Source organism: Williamsia sp. Y721, from assembly GCF_059683565.1.
Window position 1 is genome coordinate 1176067 of the sequence record NZ_JCASNH010000002.1, and the last position, 21287, is coordinate 1197353.

Consider the following 21287-nt stretch of genomic DNA (forward strand, 5'->3'; position numbering starts at 1 on the left):
AAAAGTGGGCCGCCCCTGACCTGTGGAGCGACCCACTCTCTCGTCAGTTGACTAGAACGAGGCTTCGTCCAGCTCCATGATGTCGTTGTCGACCTTCTCGACGATGCCGCGGACGGCGGTGAGCTCGGGCAGCATGTTCTTCGCGAAGAACGTCGCCACGGCGACCTTGCCGTTGTAGAAGGCGGTGTCGGCTTCGCTTGCACCGGCATCGAGAGCAGCTTGCGCCACCTCGGCCTGCCGCAGCAGCATCCAGCCGATGAGCAGATCGCCGACGCTCATCAGGAAGCGGACACTGCCGAGGCCGACCTTGTACAGCTCGGTCGGCTGCTCCTGCGCGTTCATCAGGAAGCCGGTGAGGGTGGCGGCCATGACCTGGACGTCATCGAGGGCGGTCTTCAGGAGCGCCTTCTCTGCCTTGAGGCGGCCGTCGCCCGAATCGGACTCGATGAAGGCGCTGATCTGGCCGGCGACGTGAGCCAGGGCCTGGCCCTTGTCGCGAATGATCTTGCGGAAGAAGAAGTCCTGCGCCTGGATGGCGGTGGTGCCCTCGTACAGCGAGTCGATCTTGGCGTCGCGGATGTACTGCTCGATCGGGTAGTCCTGCAGGAAGCCCGAACCGCCGAGCGTCTGCAGCGAGCCGATGAGCTGCTCGGAGGCCCGCTCGGAGCCGACACCCTTGACGATCGGCAGCAGCAGATCGTTGACGCGGTACGCCATTTCCTTGTCCGAACCGGAGACGAGCTGTGCGGCCGCGGCGTCCTGGTGCGACGCGGTGTACAGGTAGACCGCCCGCAGACCCTCGGTGTAGGCCTTCTGGGTCATCAGCGACCGGCGTACATCCGGGTGGTGGGTGATGGTCACGCGCGGTGCGGCCTTGTCGGTCATCTGCGTCATGTCGGCGCCCTGCACGCGCTCCTTGGCGTATTCCAGCGCATTGAGGTAACCGGTCGACAGCGTGGCGATTGCCTTGGTGCCCACCATCATTCGAGCGTGCTCGATGACGTCGAACATCTGCGCGATACCGTCGTGGACCTCGCCGACGAGCCAGCCCTTGGCCGGGACGCCGTGCTGGCCGAATGTCAGCTCACACGTGGACGAGACCTTCAGGCCCATCTTGTGCTCGACGTTGGTGACAAATGCGCCGTTGCGCTCGCCGAGTTCGCCGGTCTCGTGGTCGAAGTGGAACTTCGGAACGAAGAACAGTGACAGACCCTTGGTGCCCGGGCGCGCGCCCTCGGGGCGGGCCAGCACCAGGTGGATGATGTTCTCGGTCATGTCCTGGTCGGCCGAGGTGATGAAGCGTTTCACACCGTCGATGTGCCAGGTGCCGTCTTCCTGCTTGATCGCCTTGGTGCGGGCGGCGCCGACATCGGAACCGGCGTCGGGCTCGGTCAGGACCATGGTGGCGCCCCAGCCGCGCTCGGCACTGATGACGGCCCACTTCTTCTGCTCGTCGGTGCCGTTGTTGTAGAAGATGTTGGAGAAACCGGCGCCGGCTGCGTACATGAACGCGCCCGGGTTGGCGCCGAGGAGCAGTTCGCCGATCGCCCAGTACAGCGAACGGGGGGCAGGCAGGCCGCCGAGCTCCTCATCGATGCCCAGCTTGTCCCAGCCGGCGTCGGTCAGAGCCTTGTACGACTTCTTGAACGACTCGGGGACGGTGACGCTGTGGGTCTCCGGATCGAAGACGGGCGGGTTGCGGTCGGCGTCCGCGAAGGACTCCGCCAGCGGGCCCTGGGCGAGGATGTTGACCTCGCGCAGCATGTCGATGGCGGTCTCTTTGTCGAGATCGCCGAAATCTCCACTACCCAGGACTTCCTCGAGCTTGAACATCTCGAAGAGGTTGAACTGGAGGTCGCGGAGATTGCTCTTGTAATGCCCCATTGCAGAATCCTTTGCAATCGTCGAACTGCTTTTGATTGTGGTGAGTACTCGGTGGGTGGACTGCACAGTAAGTTACTCACCAGTAACAACCCGAATATACATCCGCTTACCACGTCGCACAAACGCTCGGTGAGTCAGTAATTGTGATGCGCAGCACTTCAGGGGCTGGATGGGGTGATGACTCACCGGTGGCGTGTCCGGCAGGTCGGGCACCATGGATGGCATGTCTGACGCGGTGAAAAGCAGTGAAGGTGTCCAGAGCGAACCTTCCGGCCCCCTGGTGCAATGGTTGGCCGAGGCCGGACCGGAACGCGATCTCGGGCCCGCCGACATCGTCGAGATCGGTCAGAGCATGCAGAAGTTCATGCTGCCGTTCCAGTTCGCGATCAAAGAGATCGTCACCAAGCTGGAGATCTTGCGCGATGAGTTCGCCTACCTCAACGACTACAACCCGATCGAACACATCAGCGCCCGGGTCAAGAGTCCCGAGAGTCTGCTCGCCAAGGCCAGTCGCCGCAACATCCCGGTGAACCCCGAAGCCCTCCAGGGCCAGATCGACGACATTGCCGGAGTCCGGGTGTCGTGCACGTTCATCGCCGATGCCTATCAGCTCACCGAGCTGTTATGCGCCCAACCTGACGTGAAAACCCTGCACACAAAGGACTACATCGCCCATCCGAAACCGAACGGATACCGCGGACTGCACACCATCGTCGAGACGCCGGTCAACCTGAGCACCGGCCAGTTGCCGGTGAAGGTCGAACTACAGATCCGCACCATCGCGATGGACTTCTGGGCCAGCCTCGAGCACAAGATCTACTACAAATACGACCGCACCGTGCCCGCCCATCTCCTCGACGAGCTGACCGAGGCCGCCGAAACCGCCAACATCCTCGATCAGAGGATGCAGGCGATCCGGCGGGAGATCCACGGCAGCGGAAATCGCGAGCTCTGACGATGTGTCAGGCCAGCGCCTTACGCAGATAAATCAGATCGTCGGCGAGACCTTCCTCGGGCGTCTCGAGGATCACCGGAGCACCCGCCGCCTTCACTACCGCGACCAGGACATCGGGGTCGATGTGGCCATCGGTGAGGTTGGCGTGGCGGTCGCGGCCGGAGTCGAACTCGTCGCGTGAATTGTTCAGGTGGATCAGGTCGATCCGCCCGGTGATGGCCTTGACCCGCTCGACGATGTCGACGAGATCTTCTCCGCCCGCCCACGCGTGGCAGGTGTCGAGGCAGAAGCCTGCGTTCTCGTAGTCGCCGACCGCTTCCCACAGCCGTTCGATGTTCTCCAGGGTGCGGACCATCGCATGGTCGCCGCCTGCGGTGTTCTCGATCAGGATCGGGACGGGGAAGCCGCCCTTGTCGTTCGCCCGCTCGAAGAGCTTGCGCCAGTTCTCGTATCCGTCCTTCGCGTCTTCGTCGTCGCGTAGGTGTCCGCCGTGCACCACCAGTCCGAACGCGCCGAGTTCCGCGGCGGCGATGGCCTGGTTGATCACTGCCTGACGTGACGGCATCCGGAGCCGGTTGTTGAGGCTGGCCACGTTGATCATGTACGAGCTGTGCACCACCACATCGATCGGGGAGTTGCGGATTTGTTCTGCCAACGGATGGGGTTTCGGCTTTTCCCAACCCTGTGGATCTGTCACAAACATCTGTAGCAATTCGGCGCCGAGCTCCTCGGCGCGGCCGATTGGATCGCTGTCTTGTCGTACGTGGGCACCTGTGCGCATGAACACAGCTTAGGAGGCTCGGGCTGTCAGAGTGTTTTTCATCGGCGATCCCGAGGTATTTGGCGACAATTAGGGGCAGAGTGGAGATCCGTAAGACTCTGTCGGACGAACTGTTTTTGGGGGAGTAAACGTGGAACGTTTGAGCGGTCTCGACGCCTCATTTCTCTATCTCGAATCACGATCGCAGTTGATGCACATCGTCGGGCTGATCGAACTCGACCCGGACACCGTCGAAGGCGGATATTCGTTCGAGAAGATGCGCGATGTACTCGACCGGCGGATCGCCGGACTCCCGACATTCCGTCGGAAACTCCGGGATTCGATCCTGAACATCGACCATCCCGTGTGGGTGGAAGACCGGAATTTCGACATCGAAAGTCATGTCCACCGGGTGGCCGTCCCGCCTCCGGGCGGACGCCACGAATTGGCAGATTTCTGTGCACACATCGCCGGGGTGCCGCTCGATCGCAGCAAACCACTGTGGGAGATGTGGGTCATCGAAGGGCTGCTCGACGGGAAGATCGCGGTGTTGCTCCGGATGCATCACGCCAGCGTCGACGGGGTGAGCGCTGCGGATCTGCTGGCCAAACTGTGCACCATCGGTCCCGACGAACCCGAGCTGGACGAGGAGGACCTGGCCCAATCCGCCGGGGACGCCTCGCTCGTCGGCCTGGCGGTCGACGGTGCGCTTCAGGTGGCGCGTCGGCCGCTGAGCTTCGCGCGATTGCTCCCCAAGACTGCCCAGGTGCCGTTCGACTGGATCTCGCGGGCCCGCCGCAACGAGGCGATGCCGCTGCCGTTCCGGGCACCGCGGACACCGTTCAACAAGTCGATCACGGGCCACCGGAGCCTGGCGTACACGCAGGTGTCGCTGACGGACGTCAAACGCATCAAGGATCACTACGGCGTCAAGATCAACGACGTCGTCCTGAGCGTCTGCGCGGGGGCATTGCGGAGCTACCTCGACGATCTGGGTGAACTCCCGGACCAGCCGCTGGTCGCGATGGTCCCGGTGTCGGTCCACGGCGACAACGACGACGACCTCGTGACACAGGGCACCAACAAGGTCACCGGCATGTTCACCAAGCTGGCCACCGATATCGCCGACCCGGTCGAGCGCATCACCACGGTGGGCGATCAGGTCCGAAAGTCCAAGGAACACCATGGTTCGATGGACTCGAACCTGTTCCGGGGCTGGGCACAATTCGTGCCGCCTGCGACCATCGGCATGGCGATGCGGCTGTATGCCTCACAGGAGCTGGCAGATCGGCATCCGGTGATCTACAACCTGGTGATCTCCAACGTGGCCGGACCCGACTTCCCGATGTATTACCTCGGCGCGAAGATCGAGGGGATGTACCCGCTGGGGCCGGTGTTCCACGGTGCAGGCATGAACATCACGGTGTTCTCCCTCGACGGCCACCTCAACGTCGGCGTCATCGGCTGCAAAGAACTCGTCCCCGATCCGTGGCCGTTGGTGCAGGCCTTCGAAGACGAGGTGAAGGCGCTCCTGGAAGCCTGCGACTAGCTCTCGACGGGCTCGAGAACGAGCGCGGAGACCTCGCGCGCGGCCTCCATGAAGACCGGGATGAATTTGGGGGCTTCGAGGACACAGCAGGCGTGGCCCCCGTCGACCTCGAAGACCTTGATGCCGGGAATGTTGTCGGCAAGCAGATGCTGGCGCGACGGGGGGATGACCCGATCCTTGACCGAGATCAGGACCGCGCTGGGCACGTCGATCTCGGACAGCCACGGGCGTGAATCGAACCTGCCCATGCCGTCGCCGAGCGGGCCGAGCCGAGAGAGCGGCGTCGCCAGGAACTGCCGAATAGCCCACAACGAGTCGGGGACCGTTCGATCGTCGAGCTTGGCGGCATTCGGTTGCACGTGGGGCGGATGGATGACCTTCATCATCCGGCCGATGTTCGACATGCTGGTCTGGCGTTTCGGGTCGTGGCTGCCGAAGAACGGGCCGGTGGAACACAGGATCAGACCGTTGACCCGGCCCGGGTGCCGCCGCCAGGCCAGCTGTGCCACACCGCCGCCCATCGAGAACCCGGCAGCGGTGAAGGTGTCGATACCCAGGACGTCGGCGAGTGCGACCACATCGTCGGCGCAGTCGTCGAGATCGAACCGACCGTCGCGGATGCCGCGCCCGTGCCACCGCTGGTCCAGCGTGATGACCCGGAACTCCTTGTTGAGCTCGGGGATCAGCGGATACCAGCACAGCAGCCCGTTGGTCATGACCGAATGCAGCAGGAATATCGCCGGTTTGTCCTTCGGCCCGGAGTCGGTGACGTACGTCGAACCGCGTCCGGGCAGGTAGACCATGCGGCCGTCGGGGAGGTCGCGGACCGGATAGGGGTCGATGACGCGCTCGACCCGGCGCAAGATCGCATTGCGAACCCTGACCAAAGAACTCTCCATCTGTTCGACGGTACGGGGGAAATGGTCCTGCCGCCGCTTCTGCACGAAGCGTAGGATCAGAAAAAAGTGATGTGGATCACGGTCGGGCAGAGATGGGAGATGTCCATGCATTCAGGAACCTCACTACACGTCCGCAGGCTTGCGGTCTGGCCGGCCGGCTGGCTTGCTTACTTCTCCGGCTTGGCCGGGGCGGCGGCCGCGGCTCTGACGCTTCTCGCGATGGCGAGTGAACACTATGTGGAAGGTGCTGTCGCCGGCATCTGTTTGGTGGGCCTCGTCGTGCTGGGGATCGTGTCGTTGCGTGCGATTCCGCGGATCTCCGACGAGCACACCCACGCCATCGAGGCGCGGCGAGATCACGCGGTGTACCGGGCCCGCTATCCGCTGTAGTTCAGAACCGCTCCACGAGGTAGAGGTGCTCGGTGACGTGTGCGCTCCTGCCGCGAAGGTTGCGGCTGCCACGAAAGGTGTTGTAGCGCTGGGTGAATTCGGTGACGACTCCGATGGGCTCGAGCATGTCGCGCATCTGTTCCGGTGCGATGAAACCCTCGTCGTTGAACGAGATCAGTAGATACCTGGCGTCGAGTTCGTCGATCAGTGACCGCAACAGCCCGGCGGCAATCGAACGCACGTTGTAGCCCGAGCGGTTCCAGTCGCCCGGGATACCCGAGACCGGACTCATGGCCGTGGGCACGCGATTGTCGGCGATCAGGTTGAGCATGAAGTAGTTCGACCCGTAAGGATGCTGGTTGTACGGCGGGTCCAGGTATGCGACGTCGACGCCCCCGACCAGTGCCGGTAGCTTCGCGGCGTCGGTCTGCAGTACCCGGCGCTCGCAGTGGTGCGTGCTCAGGACGGGCGGGCGCAGGGTGATCGTTCCGGTGATGCGGCCCAGTGCATCTGCGCCACTGCCGCCGAATCGTCCGATCCCCGTTTCGCGATCCTTGTAGAAACCCTTGAACACCCCGGAGGTGTTGGCGTGGACCGAGGCCGCCGAGAGCAGCGGTCCGAGCAGCAAGGTGCGCAGCGGTTCATCGAGCTCATGGATGAGGTGGATGTAGGAGTCCAGGCGCCGCGCGTTGTCGCTGGTGTAGAAAACCCGTTCCCCGGGGGCGATCTGGTCGTCGTCCGCGGGCGCGTAGTGCTCGGCGATGAAACCATTTGTCCGGTGGCCTGATTCGACGATCTGATTGATCTCGTAGACGGTCTTGGCGAGCAAGTCCGGATCCATCTCGCAGGCATTGGTCAGGTAGCAGTCGCTGATCACCCGGGCATAGCTCTCCAGGTCGTTCGCGATCACCGTGCTCGACCGTGCCTTCGCGAGCCGCGAGACCACACCACTGCCGGAGAACGCGTCGAGTGTGACGAGCGGCCTGCCGATCTGCCGCTGTACCTGGGCCAACGCCTCGTCGATGAGGACCAGGAGTTGGCGTTTGTTGCCGATGTAGGTGATCAGCTGCGACGTGCGGTAGGCGGCTTCAGGGTCTTCCGCGTCAGCCGTGTCCACAACTGCAGAGCGTATCGAGGACGGTTCGCACATCGAACAGGCGTCCACTGTGCCGGTTCAGTCGTCCAGGCAGATCTCGGTTTCGATGGTGATGGGAACGCCGGTGGCGATGAGCAGCCGGCACGGGGCCTCGGAGTCGCGGTACAGGCTCAGCCACTGGTGGCCCCGGCTGCCATCGGCGTAGACCGCCTCCAAGGTCCGGTTCAGGCGTGCCTCGGCCTCGTTGTTGATGATGTAGCGCCGGTCGCCGTATCGCAGATACTTGTTGGGCACGTTGCCTCCGGAGTCGAGTCGGTTGCGTGTGCAATCAGTGTGACTCACGCCACTTCTGGTGTTGGCCGGTTTGGGCCGAGCCAATCCTGGAGATGAACGTCTGTTTCCGGGCAGGAACGTTTTCGCGAATTCTTGGCCAACAGTCGGCCTCTGGTGACAACGTGGCTTCATGAGCACGCAGGAGGCCGATCGGTCCGACGTGGCAATCGCCCGTGGTCCGCTCGCCGATCGGTCGTGGCGCACGCGGCTGCGCGAGGTGAGGCGAATTCGCCTGGGCGATCTGAGGCTGTGGCGTGCGGTTGCGCTGGCGGTGTGGTTGGCGGTCGTGATCTGGCACATCGCCTACCTCGGGTTGGCCTTCGACCGGACCCGGCTGTTGCTGCTTCTGTGTGCCGGGCTGGCAGCGGCCAGCATCGGACGCAGGCGCGTCATCACGGTGGTCATCGACTGGCTGCCGTTTGCGCTGATCCTGCTGCTCTACGACTTCACCCGCAATATCGCCCAGTGGCTGGACATGCCAACCCAATGGGCGCTGGCCGTCGACTTCGATCACTGGATGTTCGGGGTCAACCCGACGGCGTTTCTGCAGAGTCACCTCAAACAGGCCGAGCCGCCGTGGTGGGAGGTGATCACCAGCGTTGTCTACATGTCGTATTTCATCGTCCCGTACGCGGCGGCCGCGCTGCTCTGGCTCAGAGACCGTCACGCCTGGCGACGGTATGCGGTGGGATTTCTGCTGACGACGTTTCTGGCGCTCGTCGGCTACACGCTGGTGCCCGCCGCGCCGCCGTGGGCCGCTGCCCAGTGCTCGGCAGTTGAGGTCACCGACAATCCTCGGCATCCGGACTGTATGGACCGCGCTCCGTATGAGGGTGGCGGCATGCTGGGCGATGTGACGCCCGCACACGAGGGCGCAGAGCCGTACGTGGAGCGGATCTCGGCCAGGGGCTGGGACGTTCTCGACATCCACGCGGCGTCCGGGCTGCTGCAACTCGGTCAGGCAAAAGCGAATCTGGTGGCGGCCATACCTTCGCTGCACGCCGGCCTGACGATGTTTCTCGCACTGTTCATGTGGCCAAGGGTGGGCGCGTTGGCCCGAACATTGTTTGTGGGCTACGCATTTGCGATGGCATTCACGCTGGTCTACACGGCCGAGCATTTTGTGATCGATATCCTGCTCGGCTGGGGGCTCGCCGTTTTTGCAGTTGTCGTGGTCGGTTTGGGTGACAAATATCTGGCAGGCCGGAAAATGAACAAAGAAGAGGAATTTCTCGGGCGCCTGAGTCAGGTGCCCTGATCGCGTAGGGCATCCGGGGCATCGGTGCCCGAATCCGTAGACGAGGTTGTGCTGCCGGACCCCGAGGAAGCGGCGGGTTTGGATCGTCGCAGACTCCAGCCGCCCGTGTCCGGCTCGGCTTCGCCGAAGTGGTCGGCGTCCACGGAGCTGTACAGCGCCACCAACATGGCCCCGACCACGGCACCGATGAATCCGAGGAACGCGAGCCAGGTGAGGCCGGGTTTGGCGGTGTCGTCGAGGAATATCACGCCGATGATTCCGGGGCCTGCGGTCTCGCCGACCACCAGAAGGGCGGTGACCCCGTTGACCTGGCCGAGCTGCAGGGCCACGGTCTGGACGTAGAAGCCCACCGCACCCGCGACCGCGATCGTCCAGGCGGCCGGATCGGTGAGCAGTGCGACGATGTCGAACGGATGGACCCCGCGCAGGATGCGGACCGAGATCGCAATGATGCCGAACAGGAGTCCGGCAGCAGCTCCCCCGACGATGGCCCCGCGTTTACCGAGGCGGTAGACGGCCAGCAATGCCACGATCGCCAGCAGGCAGGTGGCAGCGAACAGGCCCCAGTGGAAGCTGTTTTCCTCGTCGCCGCCACTCTGGTGTGACGACGACACGCCCAGGGCGCACAGCGAGAAGACGACCAGGCAGATGGCAACCCAATCGCGGCCGTGCAAACCGATGCCGAGGATGGCGGTCCCGAGCAGGGCGGTCACGATCAAGTTGGCCGAGACGATCGTCTGAGACAGGAACAGCGGGAGGAATCGGGCCGCCACCGCTCCGGCACCGAAGCCGAGCACCACCAGGGATGTTCCGATGATGAACTCACGTGTCTTGAAGGTGTCCAGGGTGGAGGCGACCGAGGGGCCGCCTTCGCTGGTGAGCTGATCTTGCTTGTTGGCATCGCGGGCGGCGACAGCTGCTTTGCGGGCGCCGAAGGCCCGCAGGACTGTCGATACGCCATACGCGACAGCGGCAGCGCTCGCGAAGAGGACGCCGATCAGGAACATTCGGACACCTCTCCCTCACGGCACGGCGGCATACACCATGCGACTGTTATGCAGCGAATTTTAAGCTACCATGCTGCGAGTGCAGCCATTTCTCGGTTTCCCTGCGAGGTTCGATGCCCGATCGTAGCGGTAAAAAGGTCCTCATAACGTTTGGTCGGTCGTTTCTCACACTCGATCTCGCCAGGTTGATGAATGCCGGTGGACACGATGTGTACATCGCCGATTCGGTGCCATTCCCGATTGCTCGTTTCTCCAATTCGGTGCAAAAAGTGTTTCGGGTGCCGCGGCCGAAGTTCGAGCCGAAAGAGTATGTCGCGGAAATAGCGCGACTGGTTCGAGCTGAATCCATCGACATGGTCATACCCGTGCACGAGGAGACCGACATCCTGGCGATGGCGCGTGATCAGTTCCCGCCGCAGTGCCGTCTGTTGTTGTCGGATTTCGAGACCGAGTTCCGGCTACACAACAAGTTTGAATATCAGGTCATGCTCGATGCCCTCGGTGTTCCGACGCTGAAGTACGCACAGGTGGGATCTGCTGAAGAGTTCGCGGCGCTGGATTTTGACAAGCCCTTCGCGCTGAAGCAGGTCTACTCGCGGGGTTCGCAACAGGTGTACAAGGTGACACCGGGGCAGATGCCGGAAGGTATCCAATTCGACCCCGCCAATCCATGGTTGGCCCAGGAGTGGCTCAAAGGCGACAAATATTGTACGTATTCGATATGTCATGAGGGACGGATTTACGCGCACGCGATTTATCCGGTTCGTTATGCGATCGATGGACACTCATGTCTTACCTATGAGTCGGTTGAGCACCCGGGAATCACGGAGTGGGTGACAAAAAGGGTGAAAGAAACGAATTTTACCGGACAAATCGGATTCGATTTCATCGAAGATTCGTCGGGCGGTTTGTTCACCATCGAATGTAATCCGCGTTCCACCAGCGGGATCCTCATGTTCGAGCCGCACAACCGCGTCGACCGCGCGTTCTTCGGTGAGAACGAGGAGGTCATCACGCCTGACGCCGGTGTCCGGAAGATGGTCGGCCCTGGAATGCTGCTCTACGGCTGGCGCAAGTCGGCGTACGAAGGCAACACGTTGCGAGGCTTCATCCGGGACTTCCGGAACACCGACGAGATCATCACCCGAAGGGACGACATCGGCCCATTTCTGGGTATTCCGTTTGCCCTGGGAAACATCCTGCAGAACTCTGTGCGGTACCGGGTGGGCCTGGCCGAAGGATTCATGCACGACCACGAGTGGGATGGTCAGCCGCTCTGAGCTGACTCAGCGTTGGTGGGTGCAGAACTCGGTGATGCGCTCGACACTGTCGCCCGGTCCGGTGAAGAGTCCACCGTGACCGGCCCCGTCGATCTGGGCGAACTGCGCGCCCGGGATCAGTCTCGCGGTCGCCTCGCTCTGCTCCGGTGGGAAGAACAGGTCGTGTTCGAAAGCGAGCACCAGGGTGGGGATGTCGATCGCGGCCAGATGCTCGGCGAGCGGTTCACCGGCCTTGATCCAGGCATGCGAGGCGGTGAGTTGGCCGGCAAATCCCTCCGGGCTCGTCCAGCCGCCGTCGGAGTTGGTGAGCGCGTCCCGCCAGCCGGCCACCGTATCCGGATCTTGCAGGAGGGTGGTGTGCAACGTGGTCATCAGTTGTTCGAAAACCAGTACCGCGCGCGGAATCTCACCGATCTGCTCGATGAGGGCCAGTTCCATCTCGCCGACCAGGGCGCCGATTGGGCTCGGTTGTAGGCCGGCGAAAAATACTGCCGCACTGATCAATTCGGGTCGAGTGCGCAACATCATCTGAGTTGTGTAGCAGCCCATCGAGAATCCGACCACCATCGCCTGTGGGACGTCGAAGTGATCGAGGAGTCCGCAGGCGTCCTCGGCAAGGTCGGCGACGGAATACGGTGAGGGTGGCGCGGACGAGGGAGCCAGGCCCCGGCCGTGGTAGGAGATCACGCTGAATCCGGCACCGACCAGTGAGTCAACGAGACCGCAGATGTCCCACACCATCGACGGCATCCCGAGCCCGCCGTTGAGGAGCACAGTTGGACCTTCGCCGACCCGCTTGCAGCCCAGGACAACTCCGGTTTCCAGCGTCACCGTCTCCATGGATCGCGCCTTTCGGTCCTACAGCAGTCCCTTGCGCGCCGAGAAGTCGATCTGCGCCGCAGCGTTGCTGACTGCGGTGACCATACCGGTTCCGAATGGCCCTTTTCGGTCATACAGCGTTGCGGTTCCGACGGAGATCCCGTCCGCCGTGATGTGGGTGTCGGCCTCGATGCCGAGCTCGTGTCCCTCGGGTATCCGTGACAACGCCATGGTCAGGTCGCAGTTGATGTAACCGATGCCTTCGGTGCCCAGATTCGTGACCAGGCTTGTCGACTCGGCGCACTGGACGGCGTGGACGAGGCGTGAACACGGTTCTCCGGGAAGCACACCCATGCCGGTGCTCCAGGCCCGCTTCCGTGCGACGTTCTGGTGCCCGCCGATGCTCTGGGTCCATTCGCTGCCGTCGGTGTGCACGTAGGGGTGGCGGGGTTTGTTGTCGAAGGCGTTCTCCGGCGGGGTGAAGGTGGACTCGGGGCGCCACTCGTTTCCGGGCGGCGGGGCCGACCGGCGCAGGAACACGACGGAGGCCCTGGCCACCATCACCTCGCCCTGCATCACCTCGGCGTCGGCTACGACGATCCGATGACCGGACCGGACCTTGCGGGTGTTGACCACCGTGGGTTCGTTGCGTGCCGACTTGAACAAGTCGATCGTCATGCGTGAGGGCACGAAGTCGGGATCTGCATGGTCGCGTTCGAGGGCGTGGGCCGCGGCGGCGCAGACTGCGGGACCGTTCAATGAGTTCGGGCCCCACGCGCTTCGCGCCCATTTTGTCGGGATCAGCGTGACGCCGTCGGCGTCGAGGGTGAAGTAGCTCGGGTCAGACACCATTTGATAGTTGCAGACCTGCGGAAATCTCGTTGCCCTGGGTGTCGGGGACCACAGGCGGCAGGTTCTTGCGGGACTGGAGAGTGATCATCGCCAGAGTGAGTGTCGCGGCGAGTGCTCCGAACCCGAACATCTGTGGGTACGTGACCGCCGGAATGTATTCATGCAGGTAGGCCAGGGTCATGGGGATGGCGAACCCCAGATAGGTGAGTGCGTAATAGACCGCGGTGAGACCGGCGAGGTCGCGCGGACCGGCGATGCGCTGCACCTCGGACAGTCCGGCGACCAGTGCGATGCCATACCCGGCACCCAGGATCACCGCCGCGATCAGTACCGCCCAGATGGTCAGCAGTGCTGCCGCCAGTGCGGCCGCGCCCATCCCGACGATCATCAGGAGCAATGCCACCTGGCTGGCCCTGGCCGAGTCGGGCCGGTCGATCCGGCGGCCGACCGATTGAATGGTGAAGCCGCACGTCAGTGTGACCGCCGAGATCAATGCCGCAAAAGCCATCGGAGCGGCTTCGACCTCGGGCGCGATCAGGGTCGGCAGGATCGCCTGGCATCCGATGGCGGTCCCGAACACCCACGGCGCCAGCGGGACCACGACCAGCAGGAACCGGCGGTGGCGGAGCGACGGGATCCGCAGATCGTGGCGCAGCCGCGTCTTCTCGGTCGCGGGACGTCGCGTTTCCGGCACCGACCACATCCAGGCCGCGGCGATCAGGCAGATCGCTGCGTTCACCACGTACGACGTGCTGTGTGGCCATGGACCCCACTGCGCCATCGTTCCGGCGAAGGCCGCTCCGATGCCGAAACCTGCGGTCAGGCTCATCGCGGCTCGGCGGGCGCCGTTCCCGGCGCCGGCAGGGTCGAATGGAGGGCTGGAGAGTTCTTTGAGCCAGCTGGTGCCGACCGCCATCGCCAGTCCGATGGCGACGCCACTGAGAATGCGGCCGACGGTGAGCAGGGGGACGGAGTCCGACGCCAGTGCCAGCACCAATGATCCGGCGGCGGCGATGAACGCGGCCGGACGCATCAGGGGTCGGCGGCCGAATCGGTCGGAGAGCGGGCCGCCGATCAGCAGCGCGGGCACCATGCCCACCACGTAGGCGAAGAGCAAGACATCGACGGTCGGCCCGGCCATCTCGTACTCATGCTTGTAAAAGACCAGCAGGGGCGTGAATTCGTTTCCGCCCCAGGCGATTGCGAACATCGTCGCGGAGACCCCGCGCCAGTCCCTCATGACGGCGTGCCGCCGGGGAGTAGCGGTGTCCGAAGGTTGTGCACCGAATTGAGGTGCGCGGCAAGGGCTGTTGCAAATCCATCGGCGTCGCCGGCTTCGATGAGTTCGGTGAGCTCGGTGTGGTGGGAGATGATCCGCTGCACCTGGGCGCGATCACGTTGGACGGAGGTGCTCGTCATGCGTAGCTGGCGATCTCGAAGGGTGTCGTAGAAACCTTCGAGCAGCGGGTTGCCTGCAGCCGCGACGAACATGCGGTGAAATGCGGCATCGGCGATGGTGAACTCGTCGACGTCACCGGAGTCGGCGTGAGCGGTTTGCCTGTCGAGTCCATTGCGGAGATCTGCGACCAGCGATGTGCGATCGCGAGAGGCGAGCATTGCCGCGGCGGCGGTCTCGACCACAAACCGCGCGGTGATGACGTGCTCGGCCTCGTCGACGGGGACCGGCACGATCAGGGCGCCGCGTTTCGGATACAGCTTCATCCAGCCCTCGGTCTCGAGGCGCAGAAACGCTTCGCGAACGGGGGTGCGAGAGGTTCCCAGGGTGGTGGCGATCTCGCCTTCGCTGATCAGCTCACCGCCGGCCAGCGTTCCGGCCAGGATCTGGCCTTTCACCTGTTGGTACGCACGCTCCGAGGCGGACAGCTCCTTAGACACAACTTGTATCTAAGCATCGAGCCCGCGCAGTGACCCAACCCGGGGTGCAGGCAGGGGGTCAGCGAGTTGCAGGTTTTGTGGTTGCCGCCTGATAGCGGACCACGGCGTCGCGGAACGACAGCGCTTTGCGGTGTTGACCGTCGGCAGTCAGTAAATCAGCGGTGCGCTCGCACAGTTCGGCGGCCTCGTCGGGTCGTCCGAGGGCGTCGAGGGTTCGTGCCATGTGTTCGACGACGTCGAGGGTGTCGGGGTCGATCGGTCCGTGGGTGAATGTGTACTTCGCGAGCAGCTCGCGGCACTGTGGTTCACATTCGGCCCAGAGCGCCAGCCGTACCTGGCACCGGATCACGTCATGCAGGTTCGAGAGGCACTTCAGCGAGTAAGGACCCTCGCGGCGGCATCGGATCTCTTTCAGAACCGAGAATTCCGCGAGTGCATGTTCGTATTCACCGGATTCGAAGAGCTCGGTGGCTTCGCGCTGCATTTCGTCGAGCACATGTCCACTCTCGCGCATCCGGTGTTCCGCTGTGGCGGGTTCACTGATTTCCGCTCACCGAGAGGAGTTTCGAAGCCGGTGCCCGAGGCCCCGGCCCGGTTGGGATCAGCAGCGCGTGTTGCTGCCGTTGTCGAGATAGACGTGTGAAATCCACCCCTGCTTGTGGGCGTCGTCGAACTGGACGTGTGTGAACTTCTTGCCCACGTCGTTGACGATGTAGCAGTCGAAGTCCAGGGTGACGCCCCCCGGAACACGGGCGACGACGTTGCAGGTGTTGTCCGGTCCGGTGCGCAACACCGCATTGTTCGACTTGACGGTGCTTGAACCGGTGTCCTTGTCGGACCAGACGTGCGTGCAAGAGACCGGCGTTGGGGCGGCTTGCGCTGGGGCGGAGGTCCCTCCGACGAGACCTGCCGTCACCACGGGGATTGCTGCCGCGGCGACGGAGAATGAGCGATTCATGGTGACATACTCCTTTCTTGTGGTATAAGAATGGGCCGTTTCCACGGTAGGCCCGACCTCACCGAGGGCGGAAGGCTTCTTCTGTCGACAAGCCGGATCGGCCCCAAGACGTGACGTTCGGCGAACGCATGGGCGCGACCACTAATGTGACCCGGGTGAGCCGACCCTCTCGTCGCGACGAGTCCCACCAACATCACCACCACCAGCTTGGCCCGGTGGACCTCCATCCGAATGTGGCGAAGGTGGTCATCGGGCTGCTGGTCGCATCCGCGATCGCGGTTGTCCTCGGACTCGTCCTGCTCTGGCCCGGCGACCGGGATCACGACGTCCCGGTGAACTTCCAGTCGGTCGGTGGTGGATCCATCCAGGTCGAATCGGGGGAGGTGGTGGCACAGGCCACCTCCGATTGCCTCAATCAGCAGTCCGGGCAGGTGTTCGCCGGCGATGCGGCAGTCGCGTCCGTCAATGACGGCCCGTGCATCCAGAACACCGTGCGGCTGACCTCGGGGCCCAATGAGGGCGCCAACACACTGATCGAAGTCCCGACGCATCGGGTGCAGGCCGGGATCGAGCAGGATTCGGGCAGTGATGAGCTCACGGCGCAGCAACTGGCGCAGCCGTTGCCCGGTCAGCCGGATCTGAAGGTCGGCGACAACATCAAACTGTCGCGTTCGGTCGGTGTCGACGGGACCGACACCTATTCGTTCTTCGACTACGGTCGCTCGACGTCGATCATCGTGTGGGCGTTGGTGTTCGTGTTCGCGATCGTCTTGGTGGCCTCGTGGCGGGGCCTGCGGTCGGTGATCGGACTCGTCTTCGCCTTTGCGGTGCTCTTCGGATTCACCCTGCCCGCGATGCTGGACGGAAAGTCGCCGGTCGCGGTGGCGATCGTGTCGTCGGCGGCGATCTTGTTCGTGGTCATCTATCTTGCGCACGGACTGAGTCTGCGGACCAGTGCGGCATTGCTCGGCACGCTGGCGTCACTTCTGCTTGCGGGTTTTCTGTCCTGGCTGGCCATCGAGACGATGCACATCTCCGGTATCTCGCAGGAGCAGACGATCAATCTGCAGATCTACAACAACGCCATCTCGGTGAACGGAATCCTGTTGGCGGGATTCATCATCGGTGCGCTCGGTGTACTCAACGACGTGACCATCACCCAGGCGTCGGCGGTGTTCGAGCTCTCCGCAGCCGACGGTGGTAATCGGCTGCAGACCTTCGCCGCTGCGATGCGGGTGGGCCGCGACCACATCGCGAGCACCGTGTACACGCTCGTTTTTGCGTACGCGGGCAGCACACTTCCGCTGCTGTTGCTGTTCTCGGTGTCCGGTCAGACGCTCGGGACTTTGATGACCACCGAGTTGGTGGCCATCGAACTCGCCCGGAGCTTTGTCGGTGGTATCGCGATCGCACTGTCGGTTCCGCTGACCACCGCGGTCGCGGTGATGCTGTCCACCAGGCCGCCGGCAGGCGCCACCAGCAAGGATCAGGACAGCGACAACACCAACGGCGTGGCACTCGACAAGCCCGAACCGGAACACGGACGACACTGGCTGCCCGAGTAAGTCAGAACATCTGAACCGATCCGGTCAGGCCGGGTAGGCCACCGTGTTGGTCACCGAACCGATCCCGTCGATCGTCAGGGCCACCTCATCGCCCGGACGGATCCAGCGGTCGAGTTCGAGCCCGCATCCGGCAGGCAGGGTGCCGGAGGTGATCAGTTCACCGGCGTGCAGATTCTCTGACTGACTGGCCCAGGCGACGACCTCGCCTGGGCTGTAACGCAATCCGTGGGTACTGGTGGACGACCACAACTCTCCGTTGACACGGACCGAAGCGGTGAGTCGATCGATCTTGGGCAGGATCTCGTCGGCGGTGACCACCACCGAACCGATGGAGCTGCCAAAGGTTTTGGTTTTCACCACGGGGCCGAACACGCCGCGCCGATGCTCGTCCCACTGCACGTCGCGTGCACTGAAGTCGTTGAACACCACAAATCCGCCAATGGCGGCAGCCGCAGTCTTGGGCGTGGCATCGCGAACGGGGTGGGCGATGATCATGCCGAATTCGAGCTCGTAGTCGAGTTCGGTGGTGTAGTTGGGCCAAGGCATCGGTTCACCGTCACCGATCACCGTCAGGTGATTGCCGGTGTAGTAGACGGGATGATCGTAGAAGGCGGCGCCCGGTCGTAGCAGTGGAAAAACCTTGTGCGTCAAGCGTTCATAGGTTCGGATGACGGGCCGGCTGACGGGGAGGTTGCGTTGGACCAAGCCGTGTGCGGCTTTGATCCAGTGTTCTTCCCACCCGAGAAAGCAGCGTAGCGAACTGGGGTAGTAGGGGATGGCCGGTGGCGGATCGGTGAACATCCCGATTCCCGCATCCGCGGCCTGATCGACGACGTCGATGATCTTGGCACGGGATTGCACACCGGCAGCCAGCAGTGCCAACAGATTTGACTGCAGATGTGTGAGTTCTTCGAGCCCGTCCCTGGCACCCAGGGCGGCGCGCAGACTGATCCACTGTCCCGACGGCTCGTGCAGGATCGCCAGCGACGCGGGGCCGGGTAGGCGGCGGATCTTCATGACCGCATGGTGTGTTGGAGTTTGCCTGCATCGGCAAAGGCGCGGGCCCGGCGAACGATGGTGGGCGGTGCGGGCTGCGCGCCGTCGAACGACCGGTAGAAGGTACTGAGATTCAGCACGATGCGCTCGGGAGAGCCCCATTGCGAAAACGGGACGAACTCGGGGGAACGGATCAATGCCCGGGCCGCTGCCAGTGGTGCCCGCCCGGCGGCGTGGTGCTCACGGGCGGCCTGCGACAACCACATCCAGTAATCGCGCAACAGCTCGATCTCGGCGCGACCGCAGACCGGACCGTGTCCGGGGACGTACGTCGCGCCGTCGAGTTGTAGGAGATGGTCGATTGCGGTTATCCAATTAACCAGCGGCCCATGCCAGATCACCGGGGTGGTGCCGATGAACAAGAGGTCGCCGGTGAAAACGACACCGCTGTCGCGGATGTGAACGATGAGATCCCCGGGTGTATGCGCAGGCCCGAAGTCACGTAGGTGAGCGATGCGGCCACCGACCTTGATGTCTTCGGTGTCGGAAAAGGTGTGGTCGGGCAGCCGCGGTAGTCGCTTGGGCAGGTCGGCGCCACCTGTCACCTGATACATATATCGGCCGAGATACCCTGCCGCACCGGGTATCGACCGGGTCATCCTGCCGAGCGAGGCGAACGTGGCGACCGCCCCCGGCGGTGTGTCATCCTTCATCGCAGCGAGCGCGGCCACCGACGTTGTGATGCGTGTGGTTTCGGGCAGGGTGTTGTTGCCCCACCAGTGATCACCGTCGGAGTGGGTGTTGACCGCTTCGGTGATCGGGACATCGCTCACCGACGACCACGCTTCGACGTTGGCCTGCGCCCGGCCACGGTCCCAGACCGTGTCGATCACCATCGCTGCGTCGTCGCCCACCACCAACCCGGTGTTGGTCTGCCCCCATCCGCCGGGTAGATGCATGAAAGCGTATGTTCTGCTGTCGATTTGGGTCAGTTGATTGTGCCGAGTGGGCATCGGTGTTCCTAAGTTGAGGCCTTTCGACTCACTGTACCGAGCGAGGGCTCGCTTTTGTTGGCTCTGGGGAGACTCCGGAATCGGCCGTGGCGAGGACGCCGAATGTCTCGTCGTCGTCGGCGGACGGAGTCCGCTTGTGCGCAAGGAGTATCAGGCCTGCACCGATCGCGGTCCAGCACAACAGCACGATCAGTGCGTGGGCGCCGCCGTGGCCGTCGAAGAAGGCAAGTGAACGAAGGAGCGTTCCCGAGGCGCCCGGGGGTAGCAGTTGACCGAGTTCGGCCCACCCTGACGGCAGCCAGTACGAGCTCGTCGCGATGCCCGACAATGGATTGCCGACAATCATCATGACGACTGCGCCGGCACCGAATCCGACGATGCCGACATTGCCTGCCAGTCCGATCAGGGTCAGGCTGATCGCAGACATCCCGAGTGCGATACCGAGGGATACCGCGATGACGTTGCTGTCGAATGTGCCGACGGCAAACCGCAGGATCAGTCCGAGGGCGAATCCGGCGAGACCTGCCATGCCGATCGCGGCCGCACCCTGCTGAAGCGTTTTTCCCGGGAGGAGTCTGCTGAAGGCGACGGCGGGGATGATGCCGCCGAGCACCAGTGGCAGTGCCAGCCCGGCGATGCCGGTGCCCTGCGGATCATCGGCCGTGGTGGCGACGACATCTTCGACCGGCACCGCCACACCGCTCGCCGTCGACATCGCGGTCGCCGTAGCCCGCAGGGTCTGGGCGATCTGTGCCCCGCCCGCCGATGTCACGAACATCGTCGGCCCAGCAGGGGTGATGGCGATGCCACCGACTACCTCGCGTTCCTCGATGCCGGTCCGGAGTTCGTCGACCGAGTCGTAGTGGCGGACATCGAATGTGTCCGCGGACTGCACCCGCAATCCACTCTCGATGGGGGTGCTCGCCGAGGTCGGTCCGGCGATGCCGATCGGAAGATCGTGTGCTCCAGAGTTTTTCATCGGCAGGACAAAAGCGAGCGAGATCAGTGCCAGCACCCCGGCCAGCCCGATCATCGCCCCTACGATCTTGCGGTTCATGGAAACCCTTCACATGTCAGATGTGGAGGAATATCCTCCACTTAATACGGAGGATATTCCTCCGTATAGAATCTGCTGTCAAGTGCGGTGTCGCGAAGAGGGGCGTGTAGATGAGGGCAGATGCGGTGCAGCGGCGGGCCAGATTGATGGACGCCGGACGGGAGTTGTTCGCGGAAGTCGGCTACGACGTGCCACTCGAGACGATTGCCGAACGTGCCGGGGTCGGTATTGCCACCCTCTACCGGAACTTCCCCACTCGGCACGATCTGAAAGTCGCGTTGTTGGAGGACGGGTTGGCCCGGGCCCGCGCGACACTCGAAGCGTTGATCGAGGACGTCGACGCGGATCCGGCAGACGCCCTGGTAAGGCTCAGTGGAATGTTCGTGTCACTGCGGTTGGGCTCGTTGATACCGATCATCGTCCGCGATGTCGATGTATTGCCGCAGCATCTGATCGACGAACGTCACGCAAACCTCGCCATGCTTGGCGAGGTTCTCACCCGGGCCAAGGCCAAAGGTGTTGTGCGAAAAGATCTCACGGAGATCGACTTCTTCGCCGGGCTGGCCTTGATCACCCGGCCCCAGTCGTCACTGGATGCCGATCCGATGGTGGCGGGCAACACCACGGTTGATGAATTGATCCCGCGGGTACTGGCCATCTTCCTTGCCGGGCTGCGGCCAGATGGCACAAAGTTGCCTTGATTTGGTGTGTCACCAGGGG

22 protein-coding genes are annotated in these 21287 nt (G+C 63.4%); 7 read left to right on the forward strand and 15 right to left on the reverse strand.

Annotated features, from left to right (window positions below; all coding sequences use genetic code 11):
* Nucleotides 1-51 precede the first annotated feature (51 nt).
* Nucleotides 52-1884, reverse strand: a complete 1833-nt coding sequence (locus AC56PL_RS14155) for an acyl-CoA dehydrogenase (RefSeq protein ID WP_497154215.1) — start codon at nt 1882-1884, stop codon at nt 52-54.
* A gap of 223 nt (nt 1885-2107) precedes the next feature.
* Between AC56PL_RS14155 and AC56PL_RS14160 the strand changes: the two genes are divergently transcribed.
* A complete protein-coding gene (locus tag AC56PL_RS14160; protein ID WP_497154216.1) occupies nt 2108-2839 on the forward strand; it encodes a GTP pyrophosphokinase in 732 nt (243 codons plus the stop codon).
* 7 nt (nt 2840-2846) lie between these two features.
* On the opposite strand, the gene AC56PL_RS14165 is transcribed toward AC56PL_RS14160, so the two are convergent.
* Nucleotides 2847-3620 (reverse strand): deoxyribonuclease IV, encoded by a 774-nt coding sequence (locus AC56PL_RS14165; protein ID WP_495514303.1) that lies wholly within the window; start codon nt 3618-3620, stop codon nt 2847-2849.
* A gap of 130 nt (nt 3621-3750) precedes the next feature.
* Between AC56PL_RS14165 and AC56PL_RS14170 the strand changes: the two genes are divergently transcribed.
* Entirely contained in the window at nt 3751-5148 is a 1398-nt protein-coding gene (locus AC56PL_RS14170) for a wax ester/triacylglycerol synthase family O-acyltransferase (protein ID WP_495514304.1), read from the forward strand.
* Here AC56PL_RS14170 and AC56PL_RS14175 read toward each other — a convergent pair.
* Nucleotides 5145-6047, reverse strand: a complete 903-nt coding sequence (locus AC56PL_RS14175; RefSeq protein WP_497154217.1) for an alpha/beta fold hydrolase — start codon at nt 6045-6047, stop codon at nt 5145-5147. The two genes, AC56PL_RS14170 and AC56PL_RS14175, sit on opposite strands and share 4 nt — an antisense overlap.
* 105 nt (nt 6048-6152) lie before the next feature.
* Here AC56PL_RS14175 and AC56PL_RS14180 point away from each other — a divergent pair, with 105 nt between their 5' ends.
* Nucleotides 6153-6437 (forward strand): hypothetical protein, encoded by a 285-nt coding sequence (locus tag AC56PL_RS14180; protein ID WP_497154218.1) that lies wholly within the window; start codon nt 6153-6155, stop codon nt 6435-6437.
* Between the two features lies 1 nt (nt 6438).
* On the opposite strand, the gene AC56PL_RS14185 is transcribed toward AC56PL_RS14180, so the two are convergent.
* Together AC56PL_RS14185 and AC56PL_RS14190 are read right to left on the reverse strand one after the other, a co-directional pair.
* Nucleotides 6439-7554, reverse strand: coding sequence for a DNA adenine methylase (locus AC56PL_RS14185; RefSeq protein ID WP_497154219.1), 1116 nt, complete (start codon nt 7552-7554; stop codon nt 6439-6441).
* 57 nt (nt 7555-7611) lie between these two features.
* On the reverse strand, nt 7612-7827 hold the full coding sequence (locus AC56PL_RS14190; protein ID WP_482136089.1) for a hypothetical protein: 216 nt from the start codon (nt 7825-7827) through the stop codon (nt 7612-7614).
* A 169-nt stretch (nt 7828-7996) separates the two neighbouring features.
* Between AC56PL_RS14190 and AC56PL_RS14195 the strand changes: the two genes are divergently transcribed.
* Nucleotides 7997-9124, forward strand: a complete 1128-nt coding sequence (locus AC56PL_RS14195) for a phosphatase PAP2 family protein (RefSeq protein WP_497154220.1) — start codon at nt 7997-7999, stop codon at nt 9122-9124.
* Here AC56PL_RS14195 and AC56PL_RS14200 read toward each other — a convergent pair.
* Nucleotides 9112-10131 carry a DMT family transporter gene (locus AC56PL_RS14200; RefSeq protein WP_495514309.1) on the reverse strand — a complete coding sequence of 340 codons (1020 nt, stop codon included), beginning with the start codon at nt 10129-10131 and terminating at the stop codon, nt 9112-9114. The genes AC56PL_RS14195 and AC56PL_RS14200 overlap by 13 nt on opposite strands.
* 113 nt (nt 10132-10244) lie before the next feature.
* Between AC56PL_RS14200 and AC56PL_RS14205 the strand changes: the two genes are divergently transcribed.
* Nucleotides 10245-11411 (forward strand): ATP-grasp domain-containing protein, encoded by a 1167-nt coding sequence (locus tag AC56PL_RS14205; protein WP_495514310.1) that lies wholly within the window; start codon nt 10245-10247, stop codon nt 11409-11411.
* A 6-nt stretch (nt 11412-11417) separates the two neighbouring features.
* Here the strand turns inward: AC56PL_RS14205 and AC56PL_RS14210 are convergent, their stop codons facing one another.
* From AC56PL_RS14210 to AC56PL_RS14235, 6 genes are all read right to left on the reverse strand, one after another.
* Nucleotides 11418-12251: an alpha/beta fold hydrolase gene (locus AC56PL_RS14210; protein WP_495514311.1), complete on the reverse strand. Its 834-nt coding sequence runs from the start codon at nt 12249-12251 to the stop codon at nt 11418-11420.
* A gap of 18 nt (nt 12252-12269) precedes the next feature.
* Complete coding sequence (locus tag AC56PL_RS14215; RefSeq protein ID WP_495514312.1) at nt 12270-13082, reverse strand: acyl-CoA thioesterase domain-containing protein; 813 nt, start codon at nt 13080-13082, stop codon at nt 12270-12272.
* Complete coding sequence (locus tag AC56PL_RS14220) at nt 13072-14322, reverse strand: MFS transporter (protein ID WP_497154221.1); 1251 nt, start codon at nt 14320-14322, stop codon at nt 13072-13074. The genes AC56PL_RS14215 and AC56PL_RS14220 overlap by 11 nt, the downstream gene beginning before the upstream one ends.
* On the reverse strand, nt 14319-14978 hold the full coding sequence (locus tag AC56PL_RS14225) for a GntR family transcriptional regulator (protein WP_497154222.1): 660 nt from the start codon (nt 14976-14978) through the stop codon (nt 14319-14321). Before AC56PL_RS14225 ends, AC56PL_RS14220 begins: the two co-directional genes overlap by 4 nt.
* A 58-nt stretch (nt 14979-15036) precedes the next feature.
* Nucleotides 15037-15492: a hypothetical protein gene (locus AC56PL_RS14230; RefSeq protein ID WP_495514315.1), complete on the reverse strand. Its 456-nt coding sequence runs from the start codon at nt 15490-15492 to the stop codon at nt 15037-15039.
* An 87-nt stretch (nt 15493-15579) separates the two neighbouring features.
* Nucleotides 15580-15936, reverse strand: coding sequence for an SH3 domain-containing protein (locus AC56PL_RS14235; RefSeq protein WP_497154223.1), 357 nt, complete (start codon nt 15934-15936; stop codon nt 15580-15582).
* A gap of 146 nt (nt 15937-16082) precedes the next feature.
* Here AC56PL_RS14235 and AC56PL_RS14240 point away from each other — a divergent pair, with 146 nt between their 5' ends.
* Nucleotides 16083-17501 (forward strand): YibE/F family protein, encoded by a 1419-nt coding sequence (locus AC56PL_RS14240; protein WP_495515990.1) that lies wholly within the window; start codon nt 16083-16085, stop codon nt 17499-17501.
* A 24-nt stretch (nt 17502-17525) separates the two neighbouring features.
* Here the strand turns inward: AC56PL_RS14240 and AC56PL_RS14245 are convergent, their stop codons facing one another.
* The 3 genes from AC56PL_RS14245 to AC56PL_RS14255 are packed head-to-tail and all read right to left on the reverse strand — an operon-like array spanning nt 17526 to nt 20567.
* Nucleotides 17526-18518 carry a fumarylacetoacetate hydrolase family protein gene (locus AC56PL_RS14245; protein ID WP_497154224.1) on the reverse strand — a complete coding sequence of 331 codons (993 nt, stop codon included), beginning with the start codon at nt 18516-18518 and terminating at the stop codon, nt 17526-17528.
* Entirely contained in the window at nt 18515-19510 is a 996-nt protein-coding gene (locus AC56PL_RS14250; RefSeq protein ID WP_497154225.1) for an MBL fold metallo-hydrolase, read from the reverse strand. Before AC56PL_RS14250 ends, AC56PL_RS14245 begins: the two co-directional genes overlap by 4 nt.
* A gap of 28 nt (nt 19511-19538) precedes the next feature.
* Nucleotides 19539-20567, reverse strand: coding sequence for an ABC transporter permease (locus tag AC56PL_RS14255; RefSeq protein ID WP_497154226.1), 1029 nt, complete (start codon nt 20565-20567; stop codon nt 19539-19541).
* Nucleotides 20568-20677: 110 nt separating this feature from the next.
* Here AC56PL_RS14255 and AC56PL_RS14260 point away from each other — a divergent pair, with 110 nt between their 5' ends.
* A complete protein-coding gene (locus AC56PL_RS14260; RefSeq protein ID WP_497154227.1) occupies nt 20678-21268 on the forward strand; it encodes a TetR/AcrR family transcriptional regulator in 591 nt (196 codons plus the stop codon).
* Nucleotides 21269-21287: the final 19 nt, after the last annotated feature.